Origin of the sequence: Peribacillus sp. NPDC076916 (assembly GCF_050269675.1) — a bacterium.
Taxonomy (GTDB): Bacteria; Bacillota; Bacilli; order Bacillales; family DSM-1321; genus Peribacillus; species Peribacillus aracenensis.
Window position 1 is genome coordinate 1 of sequence record NZ_JBNNIU010000009.1, and the last position, 18164, is coordinate 18164.

General features: G+C 41.4%; 16 protein-coding genes. 1 reads left to right on the forward strand and 15 read right to left on the reverse strand.

Going from position 1 to position 18164, the window contains the following annotated elements; all coding sequences use genetic code 11:
- Window positions 1-221 precede the first annotated feature (221 nt).
- On the forward strand, window positions 222-974 hold the full coding sequence (locus ACQKFG_RS20870) for a hypothetical protein (RefSeq protein ID WP_427562389.1): 753 nt from the start codon (window positions 222-224) through the stop codon (window positions 972-974).
- Window positions 975-1081: 107 nt separating this feature from the next.
- On the opposite strand, the gene ACQKFG_RS20875 is transcribed toward ACQKFG_RS20870, so the two are convergent.
- The 15 genes from ACQKFG_RS20875 to ACQKFG_RS20945 form a co-directional block, all read right to left on the reverse strand.
- Window positions 1082-2680 (reverse strand): long-chain-fatty-acid--CoA ligase, encoded by a 1599-nt coding sequence (locus tag ACQKFG_RS20875; protein WP_427562392.1) that lies wholly within the window; start codon window positions 2678-2680, stop codon window positions 1082-1084.
- A 73-nt stretch (window positions 2681-2753) separates the two neighbouring features.
- Complete coding sequence (locus tag ACQKFG_RS20880; RefSeq protein WP_192204372.1) at window positions 2754-3158, reverse strand: PaaI family thioesterase; 405 nt, start codon at window positions 3156-3158, stop codon at window positions 2754-2756.
- An 86-nt stretch (window positions 3159-3244) separates the two neighbouring features.
- A complete protein-coding gene (locus tag ACQKFG_RS20885; protein ID WP_427562396.1) occupies window positions 3245-4429 on the reverse strand; it encodes a thiolase family protein in 1185 nt (394 codons plus the stop codon).
- A gap of 69 nt (window positions 4430-4498) precedes the next feature.
- Window positions 4499-5647 (reverse strand): acyl-CoA dehydrogenase family protein, encoded by a 1149-nt coding sequence (locus ACQKFG_RS20890; RefSeq protein WP_192204370.1) that lies wholly within the window; start codon window positions 5645-5647, stop codon window positions 4499-4501.
- A gap of 137 nt (window positions 5648-5784) precedes the next feature.
- Entirely contained in the window at window positions 5785-6957 is a 1173-nt protein-coding gene (locus tag ACQKFG_RS20895) for a thiolase family protein (protein ID WP_427562713.1), read from the reverse strand.
- Window positions 6958-7050: 93 nt separating this feature from the next.
- The gene (locus ACQKFG_RS20900) at window positions 7051-8328 is read right to left on the reverse strand and encodes an MFS transporter (protein WP_427562400.1); all 1278 of its coding nucleotides are present in this window, start codon (window positions 8326-8328) and stop codon (window positions 7051-7053) included.
- An 86-nt stretch (window positions 8329-8414) separates the two neighbouring features.
- Entirely contained in the window at window positions 8415-10013 is a 1599-nt protein-coding gene (locus ACQKFG_RS20905; protein WP_427562403.1) for a long-chain-fatty-acid--CoA ligase, read from the reverse strand.
- A 704-nt stretch (window positions 10014-10717) separates the two neighbouring features.
- Window positions 10718-12505: an adenine deaminase C-terminal domain-containing protein gene (locus ACQKFG_RS20910; protein ID WP_427562407.1), complete on the reverse strand. Its 1788-nt coding sequence runs from the start codon at window positions 12503-12505 to the stop codon at window positions 10718-10720.
- Window positions 12506-12620: 115 nt separating this feature from the next.
- Entirely contained in the window at window positions 12621-14183 is a 1563-nt protein-coding gene (locus ACQKFG_RS20915) for a benzoate-CoA ligase family protein (protein ID WP_427562716.1), read from the reverse strand.
- Between the two features lie 395 nt (window positions 14184-14578).
- Window positions 14579-14773 carry a hypothetical protein gene (locus ACQKFG_RS20920; protein ID WP_427562410.1) on the reverse strand — a complete coding sequence of 65 codons (195 nt, stop codon included), beginning with the start codon at window positions 14771-14773 and terminating at the stop codon, window positions 14579-14581.
- Complete coding sequence (locus ACQKFG_RS20925; protein ID WP_427562413.1) at window positions 14763-15413, reverse strand: Phenylacetic acid catabolic protein; 651 nt, start codon at window positions 15411-15413, stop codon at window positions 14763-14765. Before ACQKFG_RS20925 ends, ACQKFG_RS20920 begins: the two co-directional genes overlap by 11 nt.
- Window position 15414: 1 nt before the next feature.
- Window positions 15415-15645, reverse strand: coding sequence for a hypothetical protein (locus tag ACQKFG_RS20930; protein WP_076368864.1), 231 nt, complete (start codon window positions 15643-15645; stop codon window positions 15415-15417).
- A complete protein-coding gene (locus ACQKFG_RS20935) occupies window positions 15642-15968 on the reverse strand; it encodes a metal-sulfur cluster assembly factor (RefSeq protein ID WP_369619043.1) in 327 nt (108 codons plus the stop codon). The genes ACQKFG_RS20930 and ACQKFG_RS20935 overlap by 4 nt, the downstream gene beginning before the upstream one ends.
- Window positions 15969-16907: a Phenylacetic acid catabolic protein gene (locus ACQKFG_RS20940; RefSeq protein ID WP_427562416.1), complete on the reverse strand. Its 939-nt coding sequence runs from the start codon at window positions 16905-16907 to the stop codon at window positions 15969-15971. It abuts the gene before it with no gap.
- 149 nt (window positions 16908-17056) lie between these two features.
- Window positions 17057-18043 (reverse strand): MBL fold metallo-hydrolase, encoded by a 987-nt coding sequence (locus ACQKFG_RS20945; protein WP_427562419.1) that lies wholly within the window; start codon window positions 18041-18043, stop codon window positions 17057-17059.
- Between the last annotated feature and the right edge of the window lie 121 nt (window positions 18044-18164).

An 18164-nucleotide genomic window follows, 5' to 3' on the forward strand; every position in this document is an offset into this window, starting at 1 on the left:
GCATGATCGACCTATTCTTCATTTCTACTATATAAAAAATAGTAGTGTGGACCAATGCCTTGGTCCGCACTACTAATCTTAGTATGTTTTAATTTCTTCAGTTTACCCAATCCCGCCATTTGCGAAAAAATGGTATATTATAGTCTATGACATCAATGGTTTAAGACAAGGAGTGATGTAGTATCCGTAAACGGTGGATCATTTCAGCAATTGCTGGATTATTGCTTATTTTATTAAGTGTAATAGCCTTCAATTATTTCGGGAGCGATAAAACGGAAAAAGGAAAAAATGCGGAAGCCAAGGAGTCCAAAATTCCTGAGGTGCAGGATTATGGCGGGATCCACCTAGAACAAGTCGGCGATAAGGTCCGCCAAAAAAATTGGGGAACCTTCACATTGCTTGAAACGAAGTCCATTAATGAGTCATTTGAATTGGCACCAATGGTCATCACAATCAAGGATATACGAAGGATTCAATTGTCTTCACTCTCAGATGAAGCAAAGGAGGAGCTCAAGTCCTATACGGGATTGAGTTTTGAAGAGGCTTATTCGATATATTATAAAGAGGATTTATCTATGGAGGAAATCGATCAACGGGCTGCGTTGTCTAAAACGGATATTGATGAAGAGGTTTCCTATCTAGAGATAACTTATTCCGTGGAAAATAAAGATTCGAAGGAACTTCAGTTCTTCAGCATGGAAAATGTTACTTTCAATGATGATCTTACATATGATGTGCCTACTAAAAATTTCATCCATTCCGGGGATACTTTTATGGGGACAAAAAAAGTAAGCCGATCAGATTACCAACCAGGAGAAATAAGAAATGGCACAATTGGCCTTTTGGTTGATCCCGAGGAAAACTTCGAAAGGCTCGATTCATTTACATTCAGTACCGATGATATAGCCGATGGTGAGTCTCATGAAATATTGGTGGAGGGGACTTCATTTGATATTCCCCTAAAAGGAAGGTAGTTTTATAGTTTATAAAGATAAGATGGAAAACCCTAAATAAGGGGGGCCTCGAAAAAAGGTTTCACTTATTTAGGGTTTCATATGAGTTCCCTAACGATAAGAAATGCTCATCTATCCCCGACAGTAGGGCTCTGTGTTACTTCCTCCATTAATATTCTGCGCAATATTTTCCCTACAGCTGATTTTGGCAGTTGTTCCCTGAACTCAAAACTTCGCGGCACTTTGTATCTGGCCAATCGTTGCACGCAAAACTCCCTGATTTCCTGCTCCGGGACTGACTTTCCTTTTTTTAAGACAATGGCCGCTTTTACCGTTTCCCCACGGTATGAATCCGGTACCCCATATACACATGTCTCTTTTACGGCTGGATGCTGATAAATAATATCTTCAACTTCGATTGGATAGACATTATAACCGCTTGCAATGATCATATCTTTCTTCCTGCCTACGATATAAAAATATCCTTCTTCATCCATCGTCGCGATATCCCCCGTGTAAAGCCATCCATCCCGCAAAGCCGTTGCCGTTTCCTCTGAATTCTTCCAATATCCCTTCATTACTTGCGGACCTTTAATGATCAGTTCGCCTCTTTCACCTGCTGGCAATTCATTATTGCCTGTTTTCAGGTCGACGATTTTAGCGTCGGTATTTGGGTATGGAATGCCGATACTTCCTGGCTTTTTCTGCCCTATGACTGGATTTCGATGGGTAGTGGGGGATGTTTCCGACATTCCAAACCCTTCCAATATCGTGACCCGTAACTTTTTTTCGAACTGATGAATGATTTCTATCGGGAGCGGGGCTGAACCACAGCTGCAGTACTTAAAGCAGCTTAAATCGTCCGCCGTTAAATCCAGGTGATTCAGTAAAGCAATATACATGGTCGGTACACCTGGAAATATGGTTGGCCGATGTGTACGAATCAAATCCACCACCTTGTTTATTTCAAATTTCTCTAATGTGATAAAAGTCGAACCGGCATATATGGCACTATTCAATCGTCCATTACCAAACACATGGAATAATGGGGTCAATCCAAGCATCCGTTCCCCAGGCCTTTGGAGTTGAAGGGCATTTGCCGTAAAGGCAAAGTCTTGATAAACATTCGAGATTAAATTAAAATGCGTGAGCATGACCCCTTTTGATTTCCCTGTAGTCCCCCCTGTATATTGAAGTACAGCCACAGCTTCCTGGGGATCGATGGCCAGAGGAGGAAGTTCCTTTTCTTTCCTTGATAAGTCCGTTCCAGTTTCCATTAATTGTTCGGCAAATATGAACGTTAACCTATCAGAAAAACTTGTTAGCAATAGTTTTTCCCGTTGTTCCTCACGCCCAATGAACCAATTGGCTTCGGAATCGCGTAATATATAATCCAATTCACTCGCCTGATACAGTGGGTTCACTTGAACGACCACACCTCCCAAACGATGAATGGCATAATAGGCAATGATATACTCTAGACAATTTGGCAGCATGATCGCTATACGATCCTCTTTTTGAAATCCACGGTTGCATAAATTAACAGCAAAACGATCGGAGGCATCCTTTAATTCCATAAATGTCATTTCCCGATCCCCATCTATTATGGCTTTGCAAGTTGGATAAAGTCGGGCTGAACGTTCAAGTAGTCCATATAATGACAATACAGGAATGTCAATTTCAGCAGGAGTTTCTTTCGGATAAAATCCATGCCAATTTCTAGTCAATTTTTTTCACACCTCATTCTTTTCAATTAAAATGGAGCATCGTCATTTGTCAGCCAACTTGATCATCCTTGCCTCATTTATCACGAATGATTTTAAAAATTCCTGTGCCCTTAGCAATTGTGTTGCCCTCAGTATCTTTTATTTCTCCTTCAGTAAAGGCAATTTTGTATCCTTTTTGAAGGACTTTTGCTTCCGCAAATAGTTCTCCGCTCGATATGCTGGCTAAATAATGTACAGTTAAGCTTGTCGTAACGACTTTGGATTTGGTAACGGAACGAGTCACCATTCCTAGAATGGTATCCAGCATGGTGGCATGAATGCCCCCGTGCAGTGTTCCATTAACATTAAGCAAATGTTCTTCTATGTTCAACTTTATCGTAACATTCCCCTCTTCAAACCGAATGATTTCAAAACCTATATGTGCAAAGAATGCACTACTTTCAAATTGATTCCGAATATCTTCCACTTCGACAGGCAATCTTCCTCCCCCTCACTTTGGCGCGATTCAACTTATATACGTAAAGGAGCAGAAACGTATGGGGTTTCCACTCCTTAATCGTTGGCCTATACCGTTTCAATCATAATAGCCATTCCCTGTCCGCCGCCAACACAAAGTGTAGCAACACCATATCTTTCTTTCCTGCGAATCAGTTCATATATTAGCGTTGTCACGATCCGGGCGCCCGTCGATCCGACTGGGTGTCCAAGAGCTATCGCTCCGCCATTTACATTAACTTTGTTTTCATCTAGCGATAAATCCCTGATTACTGCCAATGCCTGTGAAGCGAACGCTTCATTTAATTCGAAAAGCCCGATTTCCTCAACCTTTTTCCCGGTGCGCTCCATAAGTTTTCCGACGGCTGGTACTGGACCAATTCCCATGACTTCAGGCGAAACTCCCGCGGTAGCCCAATCGACAATCTTTGCGAGTGGTTGTATTTGTAACCGTTTCGCTTCACCCGCTTTCATTAATACCAATGCAGCAGCCCCGTCATTACGGCCACAAGCATTCCCCGCAGTGACGGTTCCGTTTTCCCTGAAGGCCGGTTTTAAACTTGCAAGTTTTTCCATTGTGGTTTCCGGACGTGGATATTCATCCGTATCAACGGTAACCGTACTCTTCCTGTCAGAGACCTGAACAGGAACAATCTCATCTTTAAACTTTCCTTCTTCTATCGCTTGCGCCGCTCTTCGTTGACTTTCCACTGAAAAGGCATCTTGTTCTTCCCTGGAAATGCTGTATCGTTCTGCGACATTTTCAGCGGTGATTCCCATCCCCAAATTTTTTCCATAAATTTCTTGTGGCTGCTGTCCAGCTTCAGTATTGGAATCCACTAGCTTGGTCCTGTCTCCCCCAAAACGGGCACTTCTTAAATAAAGCGGTGCGCGGCTCATGCTTTCCGTACCGCCGGCAACGACTATATTTGCTTGACCTGAGCTTATCTGCTGTGCTGCTGAGGTGATGGCCTGCATTCCCGATGCACATAACCGGTTTACCGAAAAAGCCGGTGCAGAATCGGGAATCCCTGAGCGCAGCGCTGCCACTCTCGCGACATTCGAGGATTCGGTCGTTTGCCTAACCTCCCCGAAAATGACTTCATCCACTTGTTCTGCTACAATATTCGCACGCTTAATCGCTTCTTTAATGGCTATGCTCGCCAAATGACCGGAACTAATCTCTTTAAATGCTCCACCGTACCTTCCAATCGGTGTTCGAACAGCACTAACGATTACGATATCTTCTCCCATTTCGTTCGTCCCCCTTGAAATTCAAGATTCATAGGCAAAAGACTGCCTGCCCGAATAAATAGTAAGAAATTAACACTCTTCCAAGACATTCCTTGCTATGATTAAACGTTGGATTTCATTCGTTCCTTCATAGATCTTCGTTATGCGGGCATCCCGATAAAAGCGTTCAACTGGATATTCAGCCATATATCCCATTCCGCCATGAATTTGAACCGCTTTATCCGCGACCCGATTAAAAACGTCTGAAGCGAACAGCTTAGCCATTGATGCTTCCTTGATCACTTTTTTTCCTTCATCAATCTTTTGTGCCGCCATCATCGTCAATGCTCTTGCCGCTTCCGTTTCGGTTGCCATATCAGCAAGCATCCATTGAATCGCTTGGTTGTCCGCAATTGGTTTGCCGAATTGAATGCGCTCTTTTGCATATTTGGCTGATAATTCAATCAATTTACCACTTGATCCCACTGATCTTGCAGCCAAACCTACACGCCCTTCACCTAAAATTTTCAGGGCAGAGATATATCCCATTCCAACTTCGCCAATAACATTTTCTTCAGGTATGATACAATCCTCGAAAATGACCTGTGATGTATATGATCCCCTTAACCCCATTTTTTTGTCCTTTTTGCCGACAATTAAACCGGGAAAATCTCTTTCTACTAAAAATGCTGTAATCCCTCCCTTTGCTCCTTTATCTTTATCCGTTAAAGCAAATACGGTATAAACATCAGCTATCGGCCCATTCGTGATGAAATGTTTCGTCCCATTCATCACCCAGTAATCACCCTTCTTTTCTGCAGTTGTTGCCAAATTGGTTGCATCAGATCCCGCTCCTGGTTCAGATAAAGCAAAGGCGCCAATTTTCGTGCCTGCTGCCATTTCAGGCAAATATTTATTTTTCAAATGTTCGGATGCAAGCTTAACCAGACCTGTACTGCCTATCCCGGTATGGGCGCTTATTAATGAAACGAATCCATTATGGGTCCTTCCTAACTGCTCTAATACGGTAGCCTTTCCAACAGCATTCAAGCCAATTCCACCGTATTGTTCTGGAATGCTTATCCCGAATAAGCCAAGGTCTTTTGCTTTTTCCACCAAATGCTCCGGGATGGCATCTTCTTCTTCAATTTGTATGGCGTAGGGCTCGACTTCCCTTTCAACAAAATTACGGATCATTTCCTTCATTTGCTGCATTTCCTTGGTTAAAGTGATTGTCATCAGTTTATTCCTCCTTAGTTCTGTTCATGAGTAGCCATTTTTAAGTTTTCTTCATAAGGCATATAGGGTTGTTATCATCTAATCATTCAATGGAATTCATTGTATTCTGGTAAATTGGAGTCCTCATTCTTACAAAATCAGGCTTCACGTTCAATTATCGTGGCAATTCCCTGCCCGCCTCCAATGCAAGCTGTAATAAGAGCAAACCTTCCAGCAGAACGCTTCAATTCATAAACCGCTTTCGTAATGAGGATGGCACCCGTAGCACCTAGTGGATGTCCATGTGCAATGGCTCCCCCGTTCACATTCACTCTTGCGGGATTCATATCAAGCTCCCTATTACAAGCAATGACTTGAGCGGCGAAGGCTTCATTAATTTCAATGATGTCCATTTCATTTAAAGAAAGACCTGATTTCTTCATTACCTTTCTTATAGCGGGAACAGGTCCTATCCCCATATAATTTGGATCTACCCCTGCAACGGCCTGTGCCCTTATCGTCGCTAAAGGCTTAATCCCCAATTCCACCGCTTTTTCCCTCGACATTATGACTAGGGCCGATGCTGCATCATTCAATCCCGAACTATTGCCTGCAGTCACGGAACCTCCTTCTAAAAAAGCAGGTGATAATTGGGCTAGCCCTTCTTTCGTTATTTGCGGACGTGGATGTTCATCCAATTTAAATTCAATATCATCGCCTTTTCTGACGGGAATGTGAATAGGCGCAATTTGCTCATTGAAACGGCCCTCTTCCACGGCTTTGGCCATCTTTTTTTGGCTTTGTAGTGCGAATTCATCTTGTTCTTCCCTGCTGACCTCATATTTTTCAGCTAAGTTTTCAGCCGTGATTCCCATCGGGGGATCGCCAATCACTTTTGGGGACAACCGGGATTTTCTGAACTGCGGTGGCTTTGCACTGTATGCTTTTTCCGGACGATCCATCAAGTATGGCGCCCTGCTCATGCTCTCGACCCCACCGGCGATATAGATATCACCTTCGCCTGCACGGATCGCTTGTGCAGCCAAGTTGACAGCATTTATTCCCGAGCCGCATTGACGGTCGACAGTCAGTCCCGGAAGATGAAGCGAGAGGCCTGTTTCCAGCGCCGTTAACCTGGCAATGTTTCCACCCCCGCTTAACACATTCCCCATGATTACATCATCTATCATTCGAGGTTCAACATTCGCTCGTTTTATGGCTTCTTTCATCACTTCTGCTCCAAATGCGTGGGCGGGCACCGATGCAAGTGCACCTCCCTGTTTACCAATGGCTGTTCGAACTGCAGAAACTATGACGGCATCTCTATTCATTTTCCCATCCGCTCCTTTTCCTTTTTTCACACCCATTTGAAGGCATTCCTTCATTTCACTAGTTTCATTGAATGTAAGCAGGTTCGACCTTGCCTATGAGGACTTAAGGTCAAAGTTTTCCGAACTTTTATTTTTATGCTTCCCTTTTAATTTGGCTGGTTTAACGAATATCGCAAACAGGATGCCAAAAGCCAGGACAAGGATGGCCATGAACAATATCGATAAGTTATATCCCAATAATTCATTGCCTCCTGCTAAACTTATAATATAGCCAGTTAATAGAGGTGCAATAATGCCTGCTATATTTCCTGATGATGTTAAGATGCTTGTCATCAATCCCCCACGCTCTTGCATTTCATTGATCATGATCGTTGGTCCAATCGGTAAAATTGCATATGTAAGGCCCTTTGCTAAACACATGGCGACTATTACCCAGATTGGATTTTGAAATACCATGATTGAGGAAAAGAACAATGCACCAAGAATCATGGCGCCCGCGACGATAAATACCCTCGATGACCGCCAATTCTGATTCTTCTTGAATAAATGATCAGACATCATCGAAACCCCCATATAAATACATACGGAAACGACTCCGATTATCGCAACGCTGGTTCCCATTTGACCTGGAGTCATTTTTACGGCTTCCACTAAATAAATCGGGAGCCAAACAGAAAACCAAACAACTAAAATATACGTGGAAAAATATGCAAGTGTAGTAAACAAAGCAGTAGGTGATGCGAGTAGCAACAAAAAGTCTTTCAATTTAATTTTTTCTAGTTTCACTTTCTTTTTCTTTTGTACGTTTTCATATACTTCAACTGGATTTTCCTTTGTTAAAAATTGAAAGAGGAAGAACCAAACAAGGCTTGCTCCACCAAGGGCGGCAAAGGCAGCTTTCCAGCCGAATATCGTAATTAAAGAAACGAGGATCGGTGCCACGATCATCGCACCAACGGTTCCTCCGCCAACCACTACCGAATTGGCAAAGCCTTTCAATTTCGGCGGAAACCACTTATCGGCATGAGAGTAAGCGATTGGGCTATAAGGCCCTTCAAATGCGCCCAGTAAAATCCTGTATAGAATCAATAATGGAAGAGCGGTAATGGCTAAAACGCCGAATTGCAAAACAGTCCATGTCAGCATGATGAACCCAAGCACTTTTTTAGCCCCCAGCCGATCAGCCCATGCTGCCCCAAAAATCCCTGTTACTGGGTAGAGCCAATAATAACTGCTTCCAACAAGGCCCCACTCCGCATAGGTAAGATCGAATTCCTTCATGATGGGAACAGCTGCGAGACCCACGATCGATTTATCTGCAAAATTGATGACGGCCCCAAAGAATAATAGAATGAGAACAACCCAACGCATATAATTCCCTCCTCTGCTTCATTTTTGTTCACATACTGATCTACCATCAAACTTAAGCCTCATAAATGAAACCACATCCCCCTCTTTCAATCCTTTTCCAATTCTTCTTTAACTAACAATCTTTTTAATAGTTTACCCACTGTATTCCGCGGAAGTTCTTTTCTCAATTCAAATACTTTTGGTACTTTATAAGGAGTCAATTGGGAATAACAATATCCTTCTATTTCTTCAAGATCCACGGAAGCGCTTTCTTTAGGTACGATGAATGCTTTCACAATTTCTCCTTTTTCTTTATGGGGGATGCCCACCACAGCTGCCTCTTTTATTGCCGGATGTTCATATAGAACACCTTCTACCTCCTGCGGATAAATATTGAATCCGCCGACGATGATCATTTCTTTTTTCCTGCCGACTATATAGAAATATCCTTCATCATCCATGACCGCAAGATCGCCAGTATATAGCCAGTCATTCTGTAAGGCCTTTTTGGTTTCGGCTTCGTTATTCCAATAACCCTTCATGATTTGCGGTCCTTTAATAAGCAACTCCCCGACGCATGAGTTAGGCACTTCATTGTTTTCATCGTCAATGATCATACAGTCCGTCCCTGGAAAAGGGATGCCAATGCTTCCTATTTTCCTTTTTCCGAATGGCGGATTGCGATGAGTGGAAGGAGAAGCTTCCGACAAACCGAAACCCTCTCCGATTTTGGCACCGGTCAGCTCCTCAAATCGCTTGATTACTTCAACCGGCAGTGGTGCCGATCCACAAGAACAACTTTTTAAACAATTCAGTCCATAGTTTTCAATTCCAGGATGATTGACGAAGGCATTATACATCTTTGGAACTCCTGGAAAGAATGTCGGACGGTACTTTTTTATTTTTGCAAGTACATCTTGAAGTTCGAATTTAGGAAATAAAAGGATGGCAGCCCCAATATAGATACCTAGATTCATCGCACTTGTCATGGCATAAACATGGTAAAGAGGCGTAGCTGCCAAAACGATTTCTTCACCGCGTTTCAGGGAATCCCCATACATTTCAAAACTCTGCACGACATTGGAGGTTAAATTATGGTGGGTAAGCATGACACCCTTCATCTTCCCAGTCGTGCCGCCAGTATATTGGATGACTGCTGTATCTTCATACGGGCTTATCATTTCGGGCTTCTTAATGGCATCTCCGGTTTGAATCATCGTTTGAAGGGAACAGGAGCTATTTTGATCATTTTCCGTATCGATGCAAACATCAAATTCATATATCTCTTTCGTTTCTTGGATTGTATTTGCGGCCGTTTGGTCAAATACAATATTCTTGGTATCCGAGTCTATTAAAATTTGCAAAAGTTCCCGCGGTTTATACAGGGGATTAATCTGTACAACTATCAGACCCAGTGCCTGTGCAGCGTAATAACTGATTATGAAATTTGGGTGGTTGGCCATCATCAGACCAATGCATTTCCCTTTGACAAAGCCCATTTCTCTCCATTTCCCCGCAAGTTTGTCTACTTGCATTTTTAGATCCTTATAATTTATTGAATGGTCTTCATAAATGATGGCTGTATGATGCGGAAACTTCCTTGCTGTTATATCAAGCAGTGAATAGACCGATATTTCCGGCAGCTCCATAGATTTCATTCTTTCAACATACCATTGCTCCCATGGTTTATTTATTGTTTTTCGCACCAGTTATCCCTCCGCACATAAACGAATTTCATATCGTGCATGTTAGATTTATACTTATTATTATTATTATGATTATGCAACTTGCATGCCAAGTCCCATTTTTGTGTAAAATCGCTTAGTAGTAAGACCCGTCAATTCATAAATGAATTTTATTCAGTTATATTGCCTTTCTAGAGAGGATTCATCGAAATGCCAATAATTCATTTTTGAATTTTTTTAAAAAACTCTAATTGGTATTCTAGCGATTATGAAACTAGTTTTTCACCATATTATAGATTATACCTACTCACAAATCGTCATTTTGATTTTATCCATTGGTTTTATAAATTTGAATAGCCCATCCAGCAACGGATGGGCTATTGCAACATGTATTGAAAAGTGGCTTACTAGTGAATGATATAGAAAATCTTTTGATCAAGTTCCATTCCTGGATTTTTAGCTTTTGCGCATTCATGGACTGATTGGGCCACCTCTGTATCCAATAATCATCCATAAGTGGTTCAATCGTTCAGACCATCCAGTAAAGATCATATATACAATCAGTCACTTTTTAGTCTCGTTAATAAAGTATAAAAACACTCGAAAAATTCAGGACCGATTTGCAGTTTTGCAGTTCCCAGGGATTTTTTGATGAGCCCCATTAACAAAAATCAGGCTACCGTTTCCCCAGATCCTGTGGTGATACGGCAGCCCTCGAGCCAAAACTACGCGTTCATTTTGTTTAAAAAGCTCGCCATGGATGTGGAAGGAAATAAGATTCTATCGGATTTCACATCATATAACCCAAAGGGATTTAAACGCAGCCCAGGAAGAAAGTCGCAAGTTAAGAATAATAAAGTATACAAAATGTCGTGAAAAGGAAAGCCTCTCTCTTGGAGCACCTTCAATAATTTGTCATTAAATTCAACTGCCTTATCAAATGAAGGATCAGAAGTCATCATTCCGGTAAGCTGTAATGGAATTTCAAGTATTATTTCATTGCCATCGACAATTACGATTCCTCCTCCCAGTTCATGAACTCTGGAAGCTGCTTTTGCCATCGCCTCTGGATTTCTTCCGATGGTGAGCAAGTCTGTCGTTGTATTAAAGGTCGAGGCCATCCCGTCTAAATTCAACGCAAACCTTTCTAAAATACCTTTTGTCACCCACTCCCCCTTTCTATCGATTAGAGCTGCATACATTAGACCCTCTTGGGCCGAAAGATCGACATACCCATTCTTGGCTGGGAGAAACAAATTTTTTCGTTCGGTTATTACATTACTGACAAAATGAATAACAGGGACTGAATCATTAGAAGAGGTGTGTGGATATAGATACAAATCAAGATTTTCCAGAATTTCTCTTGAAAAGGAAAATGTATTTTCAGGTAAATGCTTATCCCAATCCAAATCTGGCATCTGGATCGTCAATTCTCCATTTTCTGCAACAATTCTCCCGTTTGAGATCACTAAGTCGGGACGAAACTGCTCCAAATCTGGCAACAATAATATATCCGCTTTTTTACCAGGAGCCAATCCGCCAATATAATCGTCCTGTTTAAGGTATGTAGCCGCATTGATGGTGACCATCTGAATAGCTTCCATAACCGGGACTCCATGTTCCACAGCCTGCCTTACAAGTCCATCTACGAATCCTTCTTTTTCAATAAATGATGGATGCGGACCATCCGTAGTCATCAAAATCCTGCCCGTACTTACCTGTCCCTCTGTAATCAGCTTGATTATTTTTGACAAGTCCGGACGAAGCGAACTGTTTCTTAGGACTGTCCATAAACCCAACCGTAAACGATCCAGGGCCTCTTCCGCCGTTATCGCTTCATGACAGGCACTTATACCCGAAGCTGCAATCGAATTTAATTTTTCAAAAGAGCACCCCGCATTATGCCCATCTGCCACTTTCCCCATTTTTTTAGCCGCATCTATAATATCGAGTAAAACCGGATCCCCTTTGTATAGTAAAGGCCAACGAGTCACTTCTGCCGTTCCAAGTACTTCTTCAATCGAAAGAAGGTCCATTATATCCTCTTTGTTGAACCAGTCCCTTTCACCTGGATATCCAGCCTGTGAAACTAATCTTATTAACCAAAAAAAGTTTCCTGGCAGTTTCCTCAACTCGCCTAGAAGCTTTTTAAAGCCCAAGTGACCTAAGTGCAAATAAAAAAATAGATTATCATTCACTGTAGTCGTAGTCCCCAGTGGCAATACTTTTGCGGTGATACTTATAGGGTTGTATATAACCCACGGATGTGCATGAGTTTCGATGAATCCTGGAGATACATACATACCATTTGCGTTTATTACTTTGGTGTTTTCATCTATCTTCACTTCATTTTCCCCTACATATGCGATGCAATCTTTATACAACGCAATATTATGCTGAAGAAATTCACCAGAATATACATTAATAACCGTTCCGCCTTTAATGAAAATATCAGCGGGTCGTTTTCCTTGTGCCACTTCGATCAATTCATGCCGGTATGCTCTTGGATTCACTTTTCTCGCCTCCCATCATTCAAATGACAATTGAACCTTGATGCTGGATGAATCCCCTTTACTGTAGACATTCATTTTGAGTCCGCATTCAAGGAGATTGAATCCTCCTTCTTGTTTACGATTGTGATTTGACCTCTGACTCTCTTAATTTAAATCTTTGTATCTTTCCTGTCGAAGTCTTTGGTAACTCGTTCACGAATTCAATGTCACGGGGATATTTATATGGTGCTAACACTTTTTTGACAAATCCCTTTAATTCCGCTTTTACTCCTTCACCTGATTCCGCATTTGCTTTTAATACGATAAAGGCTTTTGGCTTTACTAAACCATTTTCATCCTTTACTGCAACAACAGCCGTTTCCAGTATATCGGGATGTGATAAGAGTGCGTTTTCTATTTCTATTGGCGATACCCAAATTCCATTTACCTTCATCATGTCATCATTGCGGCCCGCGTACCAATAAAAGCCATCTTCATCCTTGAAGTATTTATCCCCTGTCACCAGCCAATTACCAATAAACTTCTTTTTGTTTTCTTCATTAAGATTCCAATAAGAGGCTGCAATGCTTTCTCCCTTAATTAAAAGGTCTCCCACTTCATTCACCTGAGCTTCATGACCTTGTTCATCCACTATTTTAGCTTCATAACCGGGAACGATTTTTCCTGTGCTTCCTTGCCGGATATCATCTACTTGATTGGAAAGGTATATATGAAGTGATTCGGTCGAACCAATTCCGTCTATAATATCCAATCCGAAAACTCTCTTCCATTGTTCGATATAAGAAGCCGGCAGTGCCTCTCCTGCTGATAAGCAAAGTCTAACTGAAGAAAGATCGTACGTTTCCTTCGTCTTCTCAAGGTAATTGAGCATCGATCCATACAGAGTCGGGACACCAAAAAAAATCGTTGGACGATACTTCTCTATCGTCTCGAACACCTTTTCTGCAGTCGGTCGGTCCGGCATTAAAACAGTGGCGGCCCCGGCTCCAAAAGGAAAATACATCGCGTTTCCCAAACCATAAGCAAAAAAAAGCTTCGAAGCCGAAAAAGTAATGTCATTTTCGGTGATTTGCAAAATGTTCCTGGCGTAATTTTTAAAAGCTTCTTCCATATCGGTTTGAAGGTGTATAACCCCTTTTGGCTCACCTGTGCTTCCTGATGTATAGAGCCAGAACGCTTGGTCATTAATGTTGCTAAAACATGGCGGCAGTTCTTTATTTTGTCTGTGAGTAAGAGTCTGGAAAGAATGTTCGTTTTCTTCCTTCAGGTTCAGATCAATCCCATCAACCAAGATGACATGCCTCAAGAAAAGCAATCTATTTTTAACAAGCTTTAATTTCTCCCATTGTTCACAAGTAGTAACCAACACTTTGGAACGGCTATTATTCAAAAGATACTCATAATCCTTTATGGGCAAAAGCGTATTGGTTGGAATCGGGATTGCCCCAACCTTTATTGCACCGAAGAAACTGATGATGAATTCCGGAGAATCATGTAATAAAAGCAGGACGCGCTGCTCCATCTCCATGCCCAGTTCCTTTAATGCCGCACCAAATTGATTACCTAGGGTATTGATTTCTTGATAGGTATAAGATTGATTTTCATAATAAATAGCGGTTTTATCCCCTCTGCCTGCCTCAATGTTTTTTTGGAAGAAATTATAGGAAGCATTGTACATCGCACCCAATCCTCTAATTTTACATTCGGTTTTTATCACACATTTCCCCTCCTCAAAAAGCTACTGGTTTTAGACACGTCACTCCACCGTCTCCTTTATTCCATAAAGAAGGACGGCTGCCATACAAGCCGGATAAACTCCCTATCCTTCCATTTTCAAAATCCCCTTTGTGGAAAAAGGCCATTCACTCGGAAACGCTATACGAACTAATTTGAGCAAATCCCCTTCCCGACAATGCTCTTTTTCATTCAGTAACCGCTTTCAAATCAGTCAAACCTCCAATCAAGGGTAAAGCAATTTCATCAGGCTATGAAACTTATCTTCTGATATCTCCCCCAATATTTTAAACATTCACAGATGCATATTGCACTGGTAAGGCTTTTAACAAGTAGTGACTACCCATTCAGATCAGTTGGCTCATGAGGTCGATCAGTGGAGATAGAACCTTTCCATCGTATACTTTCAAAAACCGTTTTACAGTTTAGGCAATAGTATTGCCTAACGAGCTGTGCAGTACCGAAGGATGAATATAATTCAACATTTTTGCCATCACAAAATGGACATGCCGGATTTTCCTTTTCAACGGGCATTTATTATCTCCTCGTCCCTTAAACGCGGAATTAAAGCTTCCTTATAGGAGTTTACTAAATTACTATTTACAGGAAGGATCTCGTTTTCAATTAGCACACTATTGTTTTCCACTTGTTTCAACCAAGTAATTACTTCTTGTTCACAAAGTTTAAATGCTCTCCCGAAACGGGCAGGAATTGAGCCTCCATCATTCAGTAACTTGAGTGCCCAGTTTTTCGAGTACAGAATATGCTCTACCTGTTCTCTTGCCAATTTATTGAATTGCAGTTCGATTTCACTTTCTTTTTGGTGACTGGTCAAAGCGGTTATCAATGTATTGAATGCCGTATTCATAGAATAGAGGCCTGCAATCAGTGGTATCCACTCCCCGATTTGAACGATGCTGTCAAACGCTTTACCCGTTTGTTCCTTCACTTCCTTTTTGCTGCCTTTTCCGCTCTGCAAATTCGTTCCCCAATTATAGAGAAGGCGGGCATGACCTAGCTCCGATTGGGCCATTGCAATAGCGGCAAGGGTCCCTTCTAAGTCTGGACCACTGACACCGACCTCAACAAGACGATCTCCTAAAATGAATTTATTATCAGCAATCGTCTCTATCAAGGTAATCAATTCAGTGTTGCCATTTGTTGAATTCACCATATTAAATCACCCTTTTCTTAAAAAATGGTTCTGCTTCTCTTATGCAAATCATGTTTTCCCGTTTGACTATAAACATTTCCACCCATTTTTCTTCATCGTAAACATAACGGGCATAAACACGTGCCAACTCATCATTATCTGCTTCAACTGTTCCAATATGCATTAAGTCATCACCACGATTGATTCTTGAAAACACATCATATTCAAAGTTTTGTACCTTATTATCACTCATTTTGAACTGACCCCCCAGGACTTTAATATCTGCCTGCCTGCTTCACTCATTTGGTCGACCGTCCAAGCTGGACTCCAAACCACCTCTATTTCCACTGCATGAACACTTTCTTCTTGAAGAAGCCTTTTTTTAATATCACTTTCGATCCACTGCATGCACCCGCATCCCGTTGAAGTATATGTCATCGTTACATACGCTGTATTCCCTTGCTTTTCTACCCCATAAATCAAGCCCATATCCACGATGCTTATAGGAAATTCAGGATCAGAAACTTCTTGTAACGCATGGATTAATACCGGATCCTTATATAACGTTCCACCCATCTAAATCGCCTCTTTTCGATATGCCTCAAGTAGCTGATATCCTTTTTGAATCCGGTTAACGAACTCCTGATTTTGTGGACCACGCTGCTTAAAACGGTTGATGACATTATCCCACGTATCGGGTTCATCATATTTCCACCGCTTGTTTTCCACATCGAATTTACATGGAAAAGGAACTTTCAATTCATACCTTCCAGTCCCTTCATTATAATGAGCAGGTAGTTTAAGTCCGAGGGATTCACAGAAAGGAACGGCCGTGGACATCCATTTCTGCCTCAATTCATCATTAGTCTTTCCTTTCAATTTATAATCCAGCTGGGCTGACCTGCTTTTCAAGTTATCTGCTACCCCGAAGAATTCAAGGGACATGATGAACATCCAATCAATCGCGTCTTGAACCTGCTTAGCCGTTTCAGGATCTTTCATGGCTGCCTTCATTATGATTTCCCCGTTTCTTAAATGGAATAGTTCCTCCTTATCAACCTTGACCAATGCCCGTTTCCAAGGTCCGTATGAAGTATGTTGGTGCGCATCTCCCAATAAGGTGTAGCCGGCTCGATCAAATAATCCGTTGAATACTCCCAGTTCAACCCAGTTATCTAATTTAAAATCAAAAGCATATGGATTCTTCCATCTATTTGGCGATCGCTCATATAACATGAATTGTACGTTTTCTCCCAAATCCTTTAATAATCTGTACGCAATATGCGCATGGCCGATTTCATCCTGCATCACAGCTAGTGCCGTGATTTTGTAGTTTAAATTGGGGGCATCTTTATAAACAGTCAGAAGTGGCGGAACACTTAATAGTTCTGTATCCGCAACTATCATCAAAGTTTGTTTCAATGCCTTTTTATAGTTTTCATCCATATCTTCCAGTCTCTCGACCACAAACCCAGCTTGGATCTTGCCCATCAAATCATTTGTAAACCCTGTCATCTGTCTCTCTCCTATCATATTATGTTTTTTAAACCATCGTCTTATATAAGTAATATAATAATTTACTTTATCTGGTTAGTCAACACTTTATCAGATTTTTCAGAAAACAAATAAAACGAGATGCACAAAAGTGCAACTCGCTTTATTTGTTATAATTCGTAGCGAAACATTCCGCCATTTGAAATTTTTTGTATTCTGTTTTCTGCAACTAAATATTCCAGATGTGCTAACGTTTCCGCAATGGCGAATCGCCATTGATGATCAGTGAGCTTCTTATGTTGAAAAAGCTTTTCCGTAATCTTATACGCGTCTTTTTTTGATTCCAGAATGGTTAAAATGGTCGCTATACGTTCATGATGATGTTCAATGATTTCCTTAGCCCGCTGGGCAAGGTTCACTATTGGTGTTCCATGTGCAGGATATGCAATGCTCACATCCTGATCAACAAGTTGATGCAAAGTAGAAAAGTAACTTTTTAGAGGGTTTTGATCGGAATTTGGCCAAAGACTAATATTCGGAGTGATCTTATTCAATACTACATCGCCTATTAACATGATTTTTTGGGTCTCTTGATAAAAACATAGATGTCCCTCCGCATGACCGCCATATGTTTTGGCGCTCCATCTTCCTCCAGGACTATCTATATAGGTTTCTTGAAAACTTTCAATCTCAGGAAGTGGACTCACTTTATTCGAGAAAAACAATACGTTTTCTCTCACTTTAGTCAACAAAGGCTCAGGTACGGAATGTTTACCAAATAATTCGTATATTGCTTCAGCCTGTTTTGTATTCCCTCCAAAGACAGTTTTAATCATCTGGGCTTCCGCATCACTCATATAAACGCGAGCACCGGTTTTTTGCTGCATCCAGCTGATTAAACCAGTATGATCAGGGTGAAAATGGGTCAGGATAATCTTTGATATATCTGTTGGTTTAATGCACAACTCTTCAAGGACTTCTTCCCAATACTTCTTGGCGATTTCTGTTGGAAACCCAACATCCACCAGTACGATTTCTTCTTTCATTCGAAATAAATAACAATAAACATGCTTCATGGGGAATGGAACAGGTATGCCTATGCGAATCAAATAATCCGTTATTTGTTGATAGTTCCCAGATGGCTCAGTAATGATCATCACTCCCTAAAACTGGTTTCCAATTGTGTTGAAAGGCAAGCAACGCTTCCTTTCTATCTCCTGTTACGACTGTACACTCATACGCTTTTGATCCAATAGCAATGCCTGTTGTAAATCAGCA

Excerpts from the sequence above, each read along its gene's own strand:
- ACQKFG_RS20885 (WP_427562396.1), bottom strand. The coding sequence starts at position 4,429 with ATGGGAGAAGATATCGTAATCGTTAGTGCTGTTCGAACACCGATTGGA.
- ACQKFG_RS20890 (WP_192204370.1), bottom strand. The coding sequence starts at position 5,647 with ATGACAATCACTTTAACCAAGGAAATGCAGCAAATGAAGGAAATGATC.
- ACQKFG_RS20895 (WP_427562713.1), bottom strand. The coding sequence starts at position 6,957 with ATGAATAGAGATGCCGTCATAGTTTCTGCAGTTCGAACAGCCATTGGT.
- ACQKFG_RS20900 (WP_427562400.1), bottom strand. The coding sequence starts at position 8,328 with ATGCGTTGGGTTGTTCTCATTCTATTATTCTTTGGGGCCGTCATCAAT.
- ACQKFG_RS20915 (WP_427562716.1), bottom strand. The coding sequence starts at position 14,183 with ATGTACAATGCTTCCTATAATTTCTTCCAAAAAAACATTGAGGCAGGC.
- ACQKFG_RS20920 (WP_427562410.1), bottom strand. The coding sequence starts at position 14,773 with ATGCCCGTTGAAAAGGAAAATCCGGCATGTCCATTTTGTGATGGCAAA.
- ACQKFG_RS20925 (WP_427562413.1), bottom strand. The coding sequence starts at position 15,413 with ATGGTGAATTCAACAAATGGCAACACTGAATTGATTACCTTGATAGAG.
- ACQKFG_RS20930 (WP_076368864.1), bottom strand. The coding sequence starts at position 15,645 with ATGAGTGATAATAAGGTACAAAACTTTGAATATGATGTGTTTTCAAGA.
- ACQKFG_RS20935 (WP_369619043.1), bottom strand. The coding sequence starts at position 15,968 with ATGGGTGGAACGTTATATAAGGATCCGGTATTAATCCATGCGTTACAA.
- ACQKFG_RS20940 (WP_427562416.1), bottom strand. The coding sequence starts at position 16,907 with ATGACAGGGTTTACAAATGATTTGATGGGCAAGATCCAAGCTGGGTTT.
- ACQKFG_RS20945 (WP_427562419.1), bottom strand. The coding sequence starts at position 18,043 with ATGATCATTACTGAGCCATCTGGGAACTATCAACAAATAACGGATTAT.